The organism is Streptomyces sp. NPDC006450, from assembly GCF_040612195.1.
GTDB lineage: Bacteria > Actinomycetota > Actinomycetes > Streptomycetales > Streptomycetaceae > Streptomyces.
On sequence record NZ_JBEXPT010000013.1, the window covers coordinates 21,878 to 37,262 of the forward strand.

The 15,385-nt window shown below is 72.5% G+C and carries 18 protein-coding genes; 9 read left to right on the forward strand and 9 right to left on the reverse strand.

Features of this window, described 5'->3' with window-relative positions; all coding sequences use genetic code 11:
• Nucleotides 1-100: 100 nt before the first annotated feature.
• The 3 genes from ABZY57_RS07700 (at nt 101) to ABZY57_RS07710 (ending at nt 1,734) form a co-directional block, all read left to right on the forward strand.
• Nucleotides 101-643, forward strand: coding sequence for a hypothetical protein (locus ABZY57_RS07700; protein WP_356509170.1), 543 nt, complete (start codon nt 101-103; stop codon nt 641-643).
• A 1-nt stretch (nt 644) separates the two neighbouring features.
• Nucleotides 645-1,178 carry a hypothetical protein gene (locus tag ABZY57_RS07705; protein ID WP_356509172.1) on the forward strand — a complete coding sequence of 178 codons (534 nt, stop codon included), beginning with the start codon at nt 645-647 and terminating at the stop codon, nt 1,176-1,178.
• A 211-nt stretch (nt 1,179-1,389) separates the two neighbouring features.
• Nucleotides 1,390-1,734 carry an SH3 domain-containing protein gene (locus tag ABZY57_RS07710; protein WP_356509174.1) on the forward strand — a complete coding sequence of 115 codons (345 nt, stop codon included), beginning with the start codon at nt 1,390-1,392 and terminating at the stop codon, nt 1,732-1,734.
• A gap of 79 nt (nt 1,735-1,813) precedes the next feature.
• Here the strand turns inward: ABZY57_RS07710 and ABZY57_RS07715 are convergent, their stop codons facing one another.
• The 4 genes from ABZY57_RS07715 to ABZY57_RS07730 all read right to left on the reverse strand — a co-directional run bounded on the left by ABZY57_RS07715 (nt 1,814) and on the right by ABZY57_RS07730 (nt 3,642).
• The gene (locus ABZY57_RS07715) at nt 1,814-2,110 is read right to left on the reverse strand and encodes a WhiB family transcriptional regulator (protein WP_356509176.1); all 297 of its coding nucleotides are present in this window, start codon (nt 2,108-2,110) and stop codon (nt 1,814-1,816) included.
• A gap of 123 nt (nt 2,111-2,233) precedes the next feature.
• On the reverse strand, nt 2,234-2,599 hold the full coding sequence (locus tag ABZY57_RS07720; RefSeq protein WP_356509178.1) for a hypothetical protein: 366 nt from the start codon (nt 2,597-2,599) through the stop codon (nt 2,234-2,236).
• A gap of 216 nt (nt 2,600-2,815) precedes the next feature.
• Nucleotides 2,816-2,971: a DUF6131 family protein gene (locus tag ABZY57_RS07725; RefSeq protein ID WP_356509180.1), complete on the reverse strand. Its 156-nt coding sequence runs from the start codon at nt 2,969-2,971 to the stop codon at nt 2,816-2,818.
• A gap of 128 nt (nt 2,972-3,099) precedes the next feature.
• Nucleotides 3,100-3,642: a GNAT family N-acetyltransferase gene (locus ABZY57_RS07730; RefSeq protein WP_356509182.1), complete on the reverse strand. Its 543-nt coding sequence runs from the start codon at nt 3,640-3,642 to the stop codon at nt 3,100-3,102.
• A 73-nt stretch (nt 3,643-3,715) separates the two neighbouring features.
• On the opposite strand from ABZY57_RS07730, the gene ABZY57_RS07735 reads away from it, so the two are divergent.
• Nucleotides 3,716-4,828, forward strand: a complete 1,113-nt coding sequence (locus ABZY57_RS07735; RefSeq protein WP_356509184.1) for an SRPBCC domain-containing protein — start codon at nt 3,716-3,718, stop codon at nt 4,826-4,828.
• Nucleotides 4,829-4,853: 25 nt separating this feature from the next.
• Here the strand turns inward: ABZY57_RS07735 and ABZY57_RS07740 are convergent, their stop codons facing one another.
• On the reverse strand, nt 4,854-6,317 hold the full coding sequence (locus ABZY57_RS07740; protein ID WP_356509186.1) for an MFS transporter: 1,464 nt from the start codon (nt 6,315-6,317) through the stop codon (nt 4,854-4,856).
• Between the two features lie 196 nt (nt 6,318-6,513).
• Between ABZY57_RS07740 and ABZY57_RS07745 the strand changes: the two genes are divergently transcribed.
• Complete coding sequence (locus ABZY57_RS07745; protein WP_356509188.1) at nt 6,514-7,131, forward strand: helix-turn-helix domain-containing protein; 618 nt, start codon at nt 6,514-6,516, stop codon at nt 7,129-7,131.
• A 31-nt stretch (nt 7,132-7,162) separates the two neighbouring features.
• Here ABZY57_RS07745 and ABZY57_RS07750 read toward each other — a convergent pair whose 3' ends face one another.
• The gene (locus ABZY57_RS07750) at nt 7,163-8,089 is read right to left on the reverse strand and encodes a class I SAM-dependent methyltransferase (protein WP_356509192.1); all 927 of its coding nucleotides are present in this window, start codon (nt 8,087-8,089) and stop codon (nt 7,163-7,165) included.
• A gap of 138 nt (nt 8,090-8,227) precedes the next feature.
• A complete protein-coding gene (locus tag ABZY57_RS07755; RefSeq protein ID WP_356509194.1) occupies nt 8,228-8,851 on the reverse strand; it encodes an XRE family transcriptional regulator in 624 nt (207 codons plus the stop codon).
• 108 nt (nt 8,852-8,959) lie between these two features.
• Between ABZY57_RS07755 and ABZY57_RS07760 the strand changes: the two genes are divergently transcribed.
• From ABZY57_RS07760 to ABZY57_RS07770, 3 genes are all read left to right on the forward strand, one after another.
• Nucleotides 8,960-9,976 (forward strand): NAD(P)/FAD-dependent oxidoreductase, encoded by a 1,017-nt coding sequence (locus ABZY57_RS07760; protein WP_356509196.1) that lies wholly within the window; start codon nt 8,960-8,962, stop codon nt 9,974-9,976.
• Nucleotides 9,977-9,996: 20 nt separating this feature from the next.
• Nucleotides 9,997-10,329, forward strand: a complete 333-nt coding sequence (locus ABZY57_RS07765) for a GNAT family N-acetyltransferase (RefSeq protein ID WP_356509265.1) — start codon at nt 9,997-9,999, stop codon at nt 10,327-10,329.
• Nucleotides 10,330-10,474: 145 nt separating this feature from the next.
• Nucleotides 10,475-11,308 (forward strand): SDR family oxidoreductase, encoded by an 834-nt coding sequence (locus tag ABZY57_RS07770; protein ID WP_356509198.1) that lies wholly within the window; start codon nt 10,475-10,477, stop codon nt 11,306-11,308.
• 238 nt (nt 11,309-11,546) lie between these two features.
• On the opposite strand, the gene ABZY57_RS07775 is transcribed toward ABZY57_RS07770, so the two are convergent.
• Nucleotides 11,547-13,277: an acyl-CoA dehydrogenase family protein gene (locus ABZY57_RS07775; RefSeq protein WP_356509200.1), complete on the reverse strand. Its 1,731-nt coding sequence runs from the start codon at nt 13,275-13,277 to the stop codon at nt 11,547-11,549.
• A 78-nt stretch (nt 13,278-13,355) separates the two neighbouring features.
• Nucleotides 13,356-13,910 carry a PadR family transcriptional regulator gene (locus ABZY57_RS07780; RefSeq protein WP_356509202.1) on the reverse strand — a complete coding sequence of 185 codons (555 nt, stop codon included), beginning with the start codon at nt 13,908-13,910 and terminating at the stop codon, nt 13,356-13,358.
• 138 nt (nt 13,911-14,048) lie between these two features.
• On the opposite strand from ABZY57_RS07780, the gene nadE reads away from it, so the two are divergent.
• Nucleotides 14,049-14,879 carry an ammonia-dependent NAD(+) synthetase gene (gene nadE / locus ABZY57_RS07785; protein WP_356509205.1) on the forward strand — a complete coding sequence of 277 codons (831 nt, stop codon included), beginning with the start codon at nt 14,049-14,051 and terminating at the stop codon, nt 14,877-14,879.
• The last annotated feature ends 506 nt before the right edge of the window (nt 14,880-15,385 follow it).

The window sequence follows — 15,385 nt, forward strand, 5'->3', positions numbered from 1 at the left end:
TTCAAACCCCGGGGACGGGGTGGTGCAGGGCGGGTTTGTCCGCCGTCCGGCAGGGCAGCCGCGCCGACTGGGACGTAAAGCCCCCGAACGGAGGACGGAGATGTCGACCCATTCACTGATAGCCGTCATCGTCGTGGCGGCGGTCGTCGTGATCGCGCTCATCGCACTGCTGTGGGCACTGTCCCGACGACGCCGCCTGCGCGAGCGGTTCGGCCCGGAGTACGAGCGCACCGTGAAGGAACGCGGGGACAGGCGGGCCGCCGAGCGGGACCTGCGCGCCCGTGAGGAGCGGCACGGCCGTCTCGGCATCAAGGAGCTGCCGCCCGAGCGCAAGCAGGAGTACGCGGACGAATGGACCGGTGTCCAACGGCGGTTCGTGGACGGGCCCGAACGCTCCGTGGCCGAGGCCGACGAACTGGTGACCCGGCTGATGGGTGCGCGCGGCTATCCCACCGAGGGGTACCGGGAGCAGGTGCGGGACCTCTCCGTGGAGCACGGCCACGCACTGGAGCAGTACCGGGCCGCCCACGCGGCCAAGGTGCGCGGCGGTGCGGGCGAGGCAACGACAGAGCAGCTGCGGGAGGCGATGGTGCACTACCGCACCCTCTTCGAGGAGCTGCTCTCCGACCAGAGGAGCCGATGACATGAAGAAGATCTACGAGGACAACGCCGGACGGGGAGCGGCGTCCGAGCCCGTGCTCACGGCGGAGGACCTCGCTCGTCCCACGCCTCCGACCTCGCCTCCGACCTCACCTCCGACCTCGCCTCCGACCGCAGCGGTACCCGCGGACGGGACCGCGGACGGGATCGCGGATCGGACCGCGGATCGGACCGCGGATCGGACTGCGGATCGGCCCGCGGACGGACCCGGCGGCCGCCCGGAATCGCATGCGGGGTCCGCGAGCGGGGATGGACCGCTCCTGGGAGCCGCCGAGGCGGAGCGCTACCACACCACGTGGAGCGAGATCCAGGGCCGGTTCGTGGACGACCCGCAGGAGGCGGTCCGGTCGGCGGACGTCCTGGTGTCGGAGGTCATGCTCACCTTCTCGGACACTCTCTCCGCACGCCGGGACGGGCTGGAGAAGCAGTGGAACCGCGGTGAGGACGTGGCCACCGAGGATCTGCGGCAGGCTCTGCGCGCCTATCGCTCACTGGTGGACCGGCTGCTCGCCACCTGAGCCCCCGGACCCTGTGTCGACATCCGGGTCCTTCGCCGCGGCCGGCCCGGAAGGCGGCCGCGGCGAGGGACTCTGCGCCATCCGGAGCAACGGGGGCGTGTTCCCTCCGGGCTGCCCGTCGTCCGGCGCCCGGGCGGTGGATAGTCGGTCGGGCGGCCGGCCGCACGGGCTGCCGGCCTCGCGGCCAGGCGATACAGGGAGAGTGGATCCGATGGCGAAGAAGGCATTGCTGACCTGCACCTTGGCGGTCGGAGTACTGATCGGGCCACTGAGCACGGCCGGTTGGACGGCGGAGGGGCTCGCCGCCGGGGACGGACGGGCCAGGTCCGGCCCCGTGGGCGTGGTCGAGACCCGCGCGCCGCTCAACGTCCGAGAGAGGCCGACCGTGTACTCGGACGTGGTGAAGAAGCTGCATCCGCACGAGCGGGTGCTCCTCGTGTGCCAGAAGCGCGGGGGCTGGGTGGACGGCAACCCGGTCTGGTACCGCCTGCACGGCTCGAAGGGCTGGGTCTCGGCCCGCTACGTCCACAACCTCCAGCCGGTCCGCCCCTGCTGAGAGCACGGCGTGCGGTGGACAACCGCAAAGGAAACGGCCCCCGGTGTTCGGGGGCCGTTTCCTTTGCGGGCGCCGTCGCTCACGCGGTGGAGGACAGCGCACGTATCTTTCCTCCCGCTGTGCGCAGCCCACGCCTCTCCTGCGCGGTGAGCCCGCCCCAGACGCCGAACGGCTCTCCCACCTCCAGCGCGTGCCGCAGGCAGTCGCGCTGCACCGGGCACAGCGCGCACACTTCCTTCGCCGCGGCGTCCCGCTCCTCCCGCTCCGCACGTTGCTCGCCCGTGGGGTAGAAGAAGAGGCGCGAGCCCAGTCCCCGGCAGGCGGCGTCCTCCTGCCACGACCAATGGTGCTCGGCACGACCCGGCAGACGCGACACGTTTCCCACCTCGGAACCTCCCATCGGAGACGGCCCGGATTCGGAGCGGATCCGGAACGGATGCCCTCGTTCGGACCTGATTCGGATACACAACGCCCTTTCGTCTGGCCCGGAACGCTCGGTTCAAACAGACCGCCCGCGTCGTGCACGGCGGCTTCGGCGGGCGAGCAGGGCCGCAGTCATCACGCCGGCGGCCGTGGCCACCGCCGTCGGGTGGCGGCGCATCGCGGTCGCTGTCCGAACGGCCTTGCCCCGTGCGGAATCGAGCCTCTTGTCCTGCACCAGGCGGCCGACGCGCGATGCCGCCTTCTCCCGCAGCCGCACGGCGGTCTTGTGGACCTGCTCCGAGGCGCCCGCCCTGGACTTCAGCGCTTCGACCGTCCGGCCGAGTTCCTTTCGGGCCCGTCCGGCCTGCCGGCGGAGCTCCCGTGTGCCGGGGACCGACGTGATCCCGTGCGATCCGGTCGCCTTCTTCGCCGTCTTCGTCATCGTCGTCATCATTCGGGTTCCCTGTCCGTCGAGTCCTCCGCCTGCCCGCGGGCCGGCCGGGTGCCGTTCGCCGCGCGATGTCCGCCTGGCGGGTGGTGCGCGGATACCCGGCAACGGTCCGATGACGCGGCCGAGTCGGTCCCGAAACGGGCTGGTGGCCCGCCCCCGAACGGGGCGGGCCACCAACGGACCGGGATCGGGCGGTGCCACCGCCGGCTACCAGTAATGACGTCGGCCGCCCACGGCGTGTCCGACCGAGCCCAGGATCCACAACACCGCCCCCACCACGAGCAGGATGACGCCGATGGTCCACAGAACGGAGATTCCGGTCAGGAATCCGATGAGCAGGAGGATGAGTCCGGCGAAAATCATGTTGTCCTCACTCGCGCGTCGGGAAAGCGGCGAAGCAGGTGGCTCCGCAGCGGTGCCTCGGCCCGCGCCTACCCTCGAACGCCGTCCTTATCTGCCGACTCGTGATGACGTCCTGGTGGGGGCGCCGTTCAGGCCGACAGGTCGAGCTCGTAGACCTGTCCGATCAGATCCGCGCCGAAGCTGTGGTGCGGCTCCTCCTCCACGAGCCGGAAGCCGGTGGCCAGATAGATCCCGCGCGCGGCCACCAGGGTGTCGTTGGTCCACAGCCGGATCCGCTCGTACCCCGCCTCGCGGGCGAAGCCCACGCACTGTGCCACCAGGCGCGAGCCCAGGCGGTGGCCACGTGCGGCAGGGTCCACGAGGAGGATCCGTAGTTTGGCCGTGCCCCCCTTGGCCTCGTCGGCCTCGTCGGCCCCCTTGGCCTCGTCGGCCTCCTTGTCCGCCACGCAGAACACGCTCCCGACGCGCCGGCCGTCCAGTTCCGCGATCCAGGCCGCCTCGCGGGAGGGATCGTGGCCCGCCGCGTAGTCCGCGACGATGCGCGCGACCAGGGCCTCGAAGCTGGTGTCCCAGCCGAATTCCTTCGCGTACTGCTCTCCGTGGGCCATCACGACCCAGCCGAGATCACCCGGCTCCCCCAGCGGCCGGATCACCGCACGGACCTCGTTCATCGGGACTTCCTCTCCGAGCGACTGGCACGTCCGAGCCACTGAAACGACTGTTTCAGTAAAGCATAATGTCCGGATGACCCCCTCCGCCCGTGACGACTCCGCCCGCGCCGATTCCGCCCGCAAGCAGCAGCTCCTGGAGCTCGCCTACGCGCACGTGCTCGATCACGGGCTGGCGGACATGTCCCTGCGGCCCCTGGCCGAGGCCATCGGCAGCAGTCCGCGCGTCCTCCTCTTCCTGTTCGGCAGCAAGGACGCCCTGGTGCAGGCACTGCTCGCGCGGGCCCGGCAGGACGAGACGGGGATGCTCGAAGCCGTGCACCGGGCCCTGCCGGAGCACGGCCTCGCCCGCACGGGCGAGTTGGTGTGGAGCTGGCTCGCCGACCCGCGACACCGCAAGGTCCTCACCCTCTGGGTCGAGGGCTACGCACGCTCGCTGAGCGGCGGCACGGGCCCCTGGGCGGGCTTCGCGGAGCGGACGATCGCCGACTGGCTGGAGGTCTTCGCGGCCGCCCAGCCGCCGGCCCACCGCGACACGCCCGAGGGGCTCGCCGAGCGCACCCTGCTGCTCTCGGTCCTGCGCGGGGCGCTGCTGGACCTCCTGGCGAGCCGTGACGAGCAGCGCACCACGGCGGCCGTGACCGCACACCTCCGCACCCTGAGGGCTCCCGACGACGCGCCGGCGCACCGCGACCGGTCCGGGAACGGGGCCACCGGCAGGACCGACCGCGCCACCCGGACGATCGCCGCGCCGCGGGCGGCCGTCTACGCCGCCCTCCTCGACCGCGAGTCCCTCGAGGCCTGGCTCCCGCCGGACGGTACGAACGGGCGGATCGAGCGGTGGGACCCGACGCCCGGCGGTGGCTTCCGGATGGTCCTCACCCACCTCGACCCCGCTGACGGCCCCGGCAAGACCTCCGACGCGACGGACGTGGTCGACGTACGGTTCACCGGCCTGGTGCCGCCGGAACGCGTGGTGCAGCAGGCCGTGTTCGAGTCCGACGACCCGTCCTACGCCGGCACCATGACGTTGACCTGGCACCTCGCCGCCTCCGGCGCCTCCACTGAGGTCACCGAGGTGACCGTCACCGCCACCGACGTGCCGCCGGGCATCGACCAGGCGGACCACGAGGCGGGCATCGCCTCCTCGCTGGCCCACCTGGCGTCGTACGTCGAAGCGGCCCGATGACCCCCGGACGACCTGAGCGGTGGTGCTACGTGCTCACCGAGGTGGGAGCCGCTTCGGGCATGGGGCCGGACTGGTCCCGCAGTTCGGGCCGCTGCGGCCCGAGGGCCGGGATCAGCGCGGCGATGGCTCCGGACAGCAGGGCGAAACCGCCGCCCAACAGCAGGCCGGTGCAAAAGCCCGCCTCCGAGGTGAAGGTGGACCCGCCGGCCGTGGTGGTCGTCCGGGCCAGGACCACACCGACGACGGCGGCGCCGACGGCGGTGCCCAGGGAGCGCATGAGGGCGTTGAACCCGTTGGCGGCCCCGGATTCCGTCACGGGTACCGCGCTCATGATCAGCGCGGGCATGGCTCCGTAGGCGAGGGCGACACCGCCGTTGATGACCATGAACGCGGCCATCAGCCCGGCTGCCGTGCCGGAGAAGAGCAGGGCGACGCCGTACCCGGCGGCGAGGACGAGCGCTCCGCACACGAGGGTGACCTTGGGGCCGCGTGCGTTGCTGAGGCGGCCCCCGAGGGGGGACACGGCCATCATCACGAGCCCGCCGGGGAGCATCCAGAGGCCGGCCGCCAGCATGGACCGGCCCAGGCCGTAGCCGGTGGCGGCGGGCAACTGCAGAAGTTGCGGGACCACCAGCATGCCGGCGTACATGCCGAAGCCGATGGCGACCGAAGCGAGGTTGGTCAGCAGGACGCGCGGGCGGACCGTGGTGCGCAGGTCGACCAGCGGGTCGGTGGTGCGCCATTCGAACCACCCCCAGGCGGCCAGGACCACGACGGTGGTGGCGATCAGGCCGAGAACGGTGGCGGAGCCCCAGCCCCAGTCGGAGCCCTTGGACACGAACAGCAGCAGGGACACCAGGCCCGCCGCGAGGCCCAGCGCGCCCACCACGTCGAAGCGTTGGCCCTTGGCCGCGGCCGGAGCATCGGGGACGAAGGCCACGATCAGGACGGCGACGCAGCCGGCGAGCGCAGCGGATCCCCAGAACAGGAAGCGCCAGCTCGTGTACTGGGCGACGGCCGCGGAGACCGGGAGGCCGATGCCGCCGCCGATGCCCATGGAGGCGCTCACGAGGGCGATGGAGGAACTGAGTTTCTGCGCGGGGAGGATGTCGCGGAGCAGGGCGATGCCCAGCGGGATCATGCCCATGCCCACGCCTTGCAGGCCGCGCCCGACGACCATCTGGACGACGCCGCCCGCCAGCGCGCACACCACCGATCCGATGATCAGCGGGAGGCAACAGGCCAGGAGCATCCGGCGCTTGCCGAGCATGTCGCCCAGGCGCCCGCTGATCGGTACGGACACTCCTGCCACCAGGAGGGTGGCGGTGACGACCCAGGCCGAGTTGGAGGCGGACGTGCGGAGGATGTCCGGCAGGTCGGGCAGCAGGGGCGTGACCAGTGTCTGCATGACGGCTGCGGCGACGCCCGCGAGTGCGAGCGTCGCGATCACCTTGCCGGTCCGGGGGGAGGCCGTGGGCGACTGCTGCATGAAGGGGTCCTAGGGGCGTGAGCCGCAAGCCCGGCCGGCCGGCCGGCACGGGGCGCACGACGTACGGAGGGGTCTGCCCGGCGATGCACGGGGTACGAGGTCGGCGCACAGCACAATCAGTAGTCAACTATCAGTTCGCGGTGTGCGACGTGTCAACAAGATCCGATCGTCGACTATCAGTTGTATGGTCGACCGCGTGCCGACCGAGAGCCCCAGACCCCTGCGCGCCGACGCCGTGCGCAACATCGAGAAGATCGTCGGAGCGGCACGCGACGTGTACGCCGAGCTGGGACCCGAGGCGCCGCTCGACGAGATCGCGCGGCGGGCCGGGGTGGGCATCGCCACGCTCTTCCGCCGCTTCCCCGACAAGGCCGCCCTGCTCCGGGCCGTGCTCGACCAGCAGTTCACCCAGGACGTCCTCCCGGCCATCCACCGCGGGCTGGCCGACGAGGACCCCCGCCGCGGCCTGACCGGCGTACTCGAAGCCGCCCTGACCTCGGCGGCCGACGAGCACCACGTACTGACGGCCGCCCGGAACGCCGGTGTCCTGTCCGAGGAGACCCGCGCCCGGTTCTTCGACGCGCTCGACCCCCTGGTGACCCGGGGGCAGCAGGCCGGGGTGATCCGGGGGGACCTCGTGCCCGACGATCTGAAGAGGATCATGAGCATGCTCGTCAGCGTGCTGTGGACCATGGACCCCGCCGAGGAGGGCTGGCGCCGCTACGTGACCCTGCTCATGGACGGCCTGAGCCCCGCCGCGGCGAGCCCCCTGCCCCACCCGGCTCCCCCGCTGCTGCGCCGCCCGCAGGAATGATCCCCCTCGGGGCGCAGAGCGCCAGCACGGATCAGTTCGTGCGGCGTGCCGCCCAGACGGAGCGTTCGGTACGCACGGCGAGGTCGTCGCGGCGCAGGATGCTCTCGGGGCCGTCGGTGTCGAGCAGCCGGTCGAGCGCGGCGAGGTCTTCGGGCGCCAGGGTGTCGACGATGCCGCGGCGCAGGCGCTGCAGGCTGCCGAGGGCGTACGCACCGACCGCCTCGCTGCGGGAGCCCTCGATGTTCACGTTGATCACGCGGTCGCCGTCGAGGGCGAACCCGGCCGCGGTGAGCTTGGGTCCCCAGTCGGCGCCGCGGTGGGGCACGTGCTCGGCGTGGTGGCTCTCGCTCGCGGTGTGGCAGCGCTCCTCCAGTCCGGGCCGGCCTTCGGGAGCGTCCTCCGGCAGGAAGCGGGGGAAGCCCGCCAGCTCGACGACGGCGAACAGTCCGCCGGGGGCGAGCAGTTCCCGGACCGTGCGCAGGGCCTGGTCCGGGTCGGCCATGTGGTGCATCGAGGCCGAGGCCCACACCAGGTCCGGCGTACCGAGGTCGGGCCACTCGGCCTCGTCGAGGTCGGCCTGCACGGTGCGGACGCGGTCCTCGACACCCCGGGCGCACGCCTTCTCCCTCAGGCGCTGCAGGTGCGCCGCCGAGGAGTCGACGGCGGTGACGTGCGCGTCGGGGAACCGGTCGAGCAGGGCGAAGGTGCCGGCTCCCGTGCCGCAGCCCAGGTCCACGATGTGGCGAGGGGGCTCGTGCAGGGGCAGCCACGTGGTGATGTCGGCGATGTGCTCGGCGAGCACATCGGCGTCCATGTCGAGGATCTCCGCCTGGCCGTCGGCCTCGTGGTGGACGTGGCCGGGCTGGGCCTGGCCGTGGTCAGGGCCGTGGTGGCCGTGACCGGGCCGGCCGTGGGCGGCGACGTGGCTGTGCTGGGGTGCGTGCTGTGCGTGGGTCATGCCTCGACGGTAGGCCGACCATGCGCTTGCCGCATGCATCCTTGCCGGTGAGGCAAGAAGATGGTCCCGCGGCCCCCGGAACGCGCAAGACGCCCGCGCCCGAGGCGCCGTCCGGGAGCGGCGGGGTACCGCGCATCCTCAAGGGCCCGGCCCCTGAACCGCACCTTGGCCGCCCCCGTCGACCCCCGCCTCACCGACTCCGCTGTCGCGCTGGTGGCCGCGGCGGGCGTCCCGGTCGAAGATCCCCAGGATCTCGCACGGACCGCCCTCGGCCCCGATCGCGTGCGGCATCATCGTGGGGAACTCCGCGCACTGGTTGGTCTCGATGCGCAGGCGGCGGTGCCCCAGCATGAGGATCGCGGTGCCGGAGAGCACCACGAGCCATTCGCGCCCGGGGTGCGCGCGCATGCGGGAGGGGTTGTCCGGCGGCGGCTCGGTCATGCGCTGGCGGATGACCGTCATCCCCGGTTCGCCCTTGATCGGCCAGCGCATCTGCCCGCGGGCGGCGTCGATCATCGGGCTGGTGACGACATCGTCGGCGGCCGTCTCCACGAGCTGGTCCAAGGTGGTGTCCAGCGCGCGGGCGAGCGTGACCAGGCTGTCCAGCGCCAGACGGCGCTGGCCGTTCTCGATGCGGCTGAGCGTCGACTGGCTGAGCCGGGCACGCGTGGCCAGTTCCTCCAGGGACCAGCCCTGCGCCACCCGCAGCGCTCGGATGCGTTTGCGTACCAGGCTGTCCAGATCGCCATCTGCTTGCGTCATAGGCAAGATTGTATGCCCGTGCTGCAAGTCGCGGATAGCGTCGTGTACAGAGGCGCCGGAGCACCACCGGGCCGATACGCAGAGATCTCCTGAGGGGAATCCGACGACATGCCCACGACGACTACCGCATACGCGACCGACGCACTTCCGGACGGGACCGTCGACGCCGTGGTGATCGGCGGCGGCGCCGCCGGTCTGAACGGCGCGCTGATGCTCGCCCGCTCCCGCCGTTCGGTCGTCGTGATCGACAGCGGCACCCCCCGCAACGCTCCCGCCGAGGGCGTGCACGGCCTGCTCGGCCTGGACGGCACCCCGCCGGCGGAACTGTACGGGCGGGGCCGTGAGGAAGTACGCAGCTACGGCGGCCTCGTCGTCTCCGGCGAGGTCTCCGCCGCCGAGCACGCCGATCCGTCCCCCCACGGCGACCTGCGCTTCACCGTCACCCTGACCGACGGCCGCGTCCTGACGGCGCGGCGCCTGCTGGTGGCCACCGGCCTGCGCGACGTCCTGCCCGAGCTGCCCGGACTGGCGGAGCACTGGGGCCGCGGCGTGGTGCACTGCCCGTACTGCCACGGCTGGGAGGTACGCGACGAGCCGATCGGCGTCCTCGCCACCGGCCTCGCATCGATCCACCACGCTCTGCTGTTCCGTCAGCTCAGCGACGACCTCGCCTACTTCACCCACGGCACCGCACTGGACGACGAGACCCGTGCGCGCTTCGCCGCACGCGCCATCCGCGTCATCGACACCCCGGTCGAGGAGGTCGTGGGGGACGGCGACGGCGGCATCCGAGGCGTGCGCCTGGCCGACGGGCCGCTCGTCGAGCGTCGCGTCCTCGCGGTGGCGACCACGCCCGTGGCCCGTACCGAGGGCCTCGCGGGCCTCGGCCTGCCGTTGGAGGAGCTCCCCGGCGGCGGCCGCCGCTTCGTCTCCGGCGCGGCCGGCGCCACCGACGTGCCGGGGGTGTGGGTGGCGGGCAACGTCACCGACCCGATCGCCCAGGTCGGGTCCTCCGCCGCGGCCGGGGCGCTGGCCGGCGCGCACATCAACGCCCTCCTCGCCGTCGCCGACACCGACGCGGCGGTCGCGGCCCTCGCCCCGGTGGGGACTCCCGCCACCACCTGACCCGGCGGGCGCGCGAGCAGCTGCCCGCCCGCGCCCGGGGCCGGGGGGTCGCGAGTTCCCTGGTCGAGCACTGCTGCGCCGCGCTCTTCGCCGCGGGAGCGTCCCGGATCATCACCGACGTGGAGAGCGGCAACGCGGCCTCCGCCGCGATGATGCGGCGCAACGGGTTCACCGAGAAGGTCACCGTCACCCTCTTCGTCCGCCCGAACCCGCGGGAACACGCGGGCACGGTCTCGTACGCCCCTCAGGATCCGGCCAGGTTCCGGCTGCGCCGCGCCGCCCGGGCCGGCGCGGGCCCCGCGGGCACAGGCCCCGCGGGCACAGGCGCGGCAGCCGCGGGGCCGCTCGCGTAGGCGACCGGTCCGGCGCATGCGCGCGCCCTGACGTGCGCCCGCGCGCCTCCGCGCGCCCCCGCAGCAGGGATGACCGCGGACCGGAGCCCCCACGAACATGAACTGCCGCCATCATCCGTAGCAATTCGGCCATCACGGGGGAACCATGGGACGACGCTGGCTGGTCACGGGATGCTCCTCGGGGCTCGGGCACGCACTGGCCACCGCGGCGGCCGGGGCCGGGGACGAACTGGCCGTCACCGCCCGCAAGACCGCGGACCTGGAGGATCTGGCCGCCGCCTGGCCCGGACGGATCGTCCCGATCCCGCTCGAACTGCGGGACGACGCTTCCTGCGAGGAGGCCGTCCGCACCGCGGCCGAGCGCCTGGGCGGCATCGACATCCTCGTCAACAACGCCGCCGTCGGGCTGTTCGGCGCGGTCGAGGAGGTCTCGGACGCCGAACTCCGCGACCAGTTGGAGACCCTGGTCGTCGGCCCCTGGCGGCTCGCGCGCCTGGTCCTGCCGCTGATGCGGGCCCAGGGGCACGGCCACATCGTCAATGTCTCGTCCGTGGTGGGCCGGATGGCCTTCCCCGGTCTGGCGGCCTACACCGCGGGGAAGCACGCCCTCGAAGGCATGAGCCGGACCCTCGCCATGGAGGCGGCTCCCCACAACATCCGCGTCACCGTCATCGAACCGGGCATGTTCGCGACGCGCTACGGCACCTCCATGGCCGAAGCCGCCCACCGGGTTCCCGCCTACGACGCCACCAACCGCGAGATGCTCGAGGGGGCCCGGGGTCTCGCGGACAGCCCCGAGACCGGGCGCCCGGAGTACTTCGCCGCGCGGGTCCTGGACATCGTCGACGCCGAGGGCCCCACTCCCCTGCGGATCCCCGTCGGCGACGACGCCTACGGGTACCTGGACGCCTCGGAGGAGGCGGACCGCGCCGACCACGCCGCGGCCCGCCTCCTCGTCCAGGGCCCGCCCGGGGTCTGACGGCGGGCCGCTGGGCCGTCTGATCAGGCGGGGAGCCGGTTCATTTTGTTCCTCGGCGCCGCCCTCTCCGAGGACGAGTCCCGCGGAGAACTTCGCCGGGGACGAGACGCGCACCTCGCGCCACACGAACGCGAGGACCCCCACACCCTGGAGGACCCCGTACGCACCGGCCGAAAGGACGGTGCGTACGGGAGGCGGGACAGGGGACAAGGTCCCTGAGTGCCCGCAGTGCCCGGGGTCAGGGGGCCATCTCGTAGGACCCCGCCAGGGCCTCCACCCGGGCCCACACGCGCGCCGAGCGGTCCGCGTCCACGGCCGGGCGGCGGACCGCGCCCAGGGCCCAGGCCTGCTGGTCCTCGGTGGCGGAGTCCTTGCCGTGCAGTTCGACGGCGTGCGCGGAGAAGTCCCGTACGAGGACGCCGAACAGCTCGTCGAGCACGTCCTCGTCCAGGCCGGTCAGGCGGGCCTGTTCCAGGACGAGCTGGCCGTGCACCACCAGGGCGAAGAGCTGGCCGACCGCCAGCAGGAGGTCGAGGTCGCGGCTCTGCCGCTCGTCGGGGGCGGCGGTCTCGACGAACGCGCAGAGGGCGTCCGCCTGCTCGCGCAGCCGGGCGACGTTGGGCACGGCGGCGTACGCGTCGTAGGCCGGGCGCCAGTCGTGGAACCGTACGGATCCCAGACCGCGGGCCGGGCCCTGACGGAAGAGGAACGCGTCGTCGGCCGCGTCGAGGCGGGTCGGGACGGGGGCGTAGTCGGCCGGTTCCAGCAGGTGGTTGCGCATGAACTTGAGGATGAGCGCCAGGTTGACGTGGACCGTGCCCTCCAGCTTGGGCAGGCCGCGGATCTCGACGGCCGCCTGGGCGAAGTAGGTGTCCTTCTCGAAGCCCTTGGCCGCGATGACGTCCCACATCAGGTCGATGACCTTCTCGCCCTCCGTGGTCACCTTCATCTTGGTCATGGGGTTGAAGAGGAGGTAGCGGCGGTCGTCGGGGCCGGCGGAGCGGAAGTAGTCGACGGCGCGGTCGCTGAACAGCTTCATTCCGACGAGGCGCACGTAGGCGTCGGTCAGCTCGCGCCGCACGTGCGGGAAGGCGGTGACGGGGCGGCCGTAGAGGACGCGGCCCTGGGCGTGGGTGACGGCCTCGTACATCGCGTGCTCGCAGATGCCGATCGAGGCGGTGCAGAGGTTGAACTTGCCGACGTTGACGGTGTTGAGGGCCGCGTCGAAGGCGGCGCGGCCGGTGTGCAGGACGTCTTCGGCGCCGACCGGGTAGTCCGTGAGGCGGAACTCGCTGACGTACTTGGAGGAGTCGACGACGTTCTTCACCACGTCGTAGGCGGGGTGGCGGCTGTCGGCGGCGAAGAAGACGTACCCGTCCGGGCCCTCGATGTCGGTGCGGCGGCCGAAGACGGAGACGAGTCCGGCGGCGTTGCCGTTGCCGATGTAGTACTTCGAGCCGTTGGCCCGGAACCCGCCGGCACCGTCGCCATCCGGCTCCAGCAGCATGTCGGTGTTGTAGATGTCCGCGCCGCGGGTCTTCTCCGACAGGCCGAACGCGAACACCTCGCCCGTGTCGAGGAGTTCTGCGGCACGGTCGCGGGCGGCGGCGTTGTCGCTCTGCCAGACGGGCCCGAGACCGAGGATGGTGACCTGCCACGCGTACCAGTAGTCGAGGCCGTAGAAGCCGAGGATCTCGTTGAGGGCGGCGATGCGCGCGGTGTCCCAGCGCTTGTCGGGCCCGTCCTGGCCTGCGGCCGGCCGCGGGGTGAGGAAGGTCGCGAAGAGCCCCTCCTTCGCGGAGAACGCGAGGAAGTCCCCCAGCCAGGCGCGGGTGCGGTAGTCCTCGATCAGCCGGCGCTTGCCGCGCTCCTCGAACCAGTCGACCGTCGCGCGCAGCAGGCGGCGGGTCTCGGGGTCGAAGTGCGCGGGGTCGTAGGTGCGCGGGTTGAACAGCAGCGGGTCGCTCATGGGCGTTCGCCTTCCGGTCGGAGGATGCGTCGAATGTCGGATGAGGGGTGAAGGGGGCGAGGAGGAAGCGGCGGCGGGTCAGCGGGCCGTGAGGCGGTGGAGGGTGGCCAGTACGTCCTCCAGCCAGGCGAGCTGCATGCGCTCGTAGGCGATGCCGCCGCGGAGCACGACGTGCTGGAGTTCCCGCCCGGCGTCGGAGGGGCCGGGAGCCTCGGGTCCGGTGAAGTCGCGGAGCTCCCCCGCGAGGTAGTGCGTGAGCCGGTCGGCGTGCGTCCGGTGGTGCCGCTCGACCTCGCGGATCAGGGCGGCCGGATCGTCGAAGGCCGCGCCGCGGATCTTCACGGCGAGCTCGTGGCGGACGGTGTCCGCCTGGATCGGCTCGTGGAGCCAGGCCGAGAGGGCGGCCCGGCCGGCCGTGGTGACCGAGTACTCCTTCTTGTCCGGCCGGGTCCGCTGCGGCACTTCGCGGACGTCGAGCCGGCCGTCGCCCTCCATCCGGTTCAGCACGCGGTAGATCTGCTGGTGCGTCGCGGTCCAGAAGTAGCCGATGGACCGGTCGAACCGGCGGGCCAGCTCATATCCGGAACCCGGCTGCTCCAGCAGGGAGACGAGGATCGCGTGCTCAAGTGCCATGCCCCGATCCTTCTATGCAACTCGTTGCATAGACAAGCGCCGCCACGAGGGTGAGACGCGGCTCACCCGCGCGCTCGGTTAGGGTCGGCGGGGACAGCGCATCGTTTCCGAACCGACGAACCATCATGAGGAGCAGCCGTGAGCCAGCCGGCGTCCACCGCCCTGCAGCAGGAGATCGCCCGGGATCTGCTGGTCGCCGAGAGCTTCGACGCCCAGCGGGAGATCGAGCGCCGGGTGGCGTTCCTCGCCGAGCGACTCACCTCCACCGGCCTGCGCTCCCTGGTCCTCGGGATCAGCGGCGGGGTGGACTCCACGACGGCCGGCCGTCTCTGCCAGCTCGCCGTGGAGCGGGTCCGCGCGGCCGGGCACGAGGCGACGTTCTACGCCATGCGACTGCCTTACGGGGTCCAGGCCGACGAGCGGGACGCCCAGCTCGCCCTCGGTTTCATCAACGCCGACCGGGTGCTGACCGTGGACGTGAAGCCCGCGAGCGACGCGGCGCTGTCCGCCTCCCTGGCCGGCGGGACCGTCTTCCGGGACGCCCACCACCAGGACTTCGTGCAGGGCAACATCAAGGCCCGCCAGCGCATGATCGCCCAATACGCGGTGGCCGGCGCGCACGACGGGCTGGTCGTCGGCACCGACCACGCCGCCGAGGCGGTCTCCGGCTTCTTCACCAAGTTCGGCGACGGCGCTGCCGACGTGGTACCGCTGACCGGGCTGACCAAGCGCCGGGTACGGGCCTGCGCCGACGCCCTGGGCGCACCGGCCGAGCTGGTCTGGAAGACGCCCACGGCGGACCTGGAGACCCTCGACCCGGGCAAGGCCGACGAGGACGCGCTGGGTGTCACGTACGACGAGATCGACGATTTCCTGGAGGGCAAGCCGGTCGGGGAGCGCGCCTTCGAGACGATCGTCCGCCGCTACCGCCTGACCGAGCACAAGCGGCAGCTGCCGATCGCGCCGTAGCGGCGTCCGCTCCGGGGGCGGCGGGCGTGAAGTCCGCCTCCTCCGGGTACTGGACGGTCACGGCGAGCACCACCTTGCCCGGCTCGCCCAGGCGGTGCCCTTCACACCCCGAGGAGTCCCCGTGGCCGTCCTCAGCACGATCCTCGTGATCCTCGGCGCCTGGTGCGCCGCCAGCGTGGTCACGGTCGCCCTGTACGCGGCCCTGCGCCACCTCCATGTCCGGCGCCAGCGGGCGACGCGAGGCCGGACGGACGCCGTGCCGGACCCCGTGTGCGCAGCGGCACGGCGCGCCGGGACGGGCGTGCGGACGGGCCGGCCCGGTCACGTCGGCCGCTCCGGTCGCCCCGTCCGCCCGGGGCGCTCCGACCGACCCCACCGGCCCGCTCACCCGGCCGGCCGTTCCGTCTGGGGCCGCAGGGTCCCACCTCCGGATCTCCAGGCGGGCTGATCGTCACGATCCGTGTTTGGCTGACTGCATGACGTCCGCCAGCAGCACCTCATCCGCC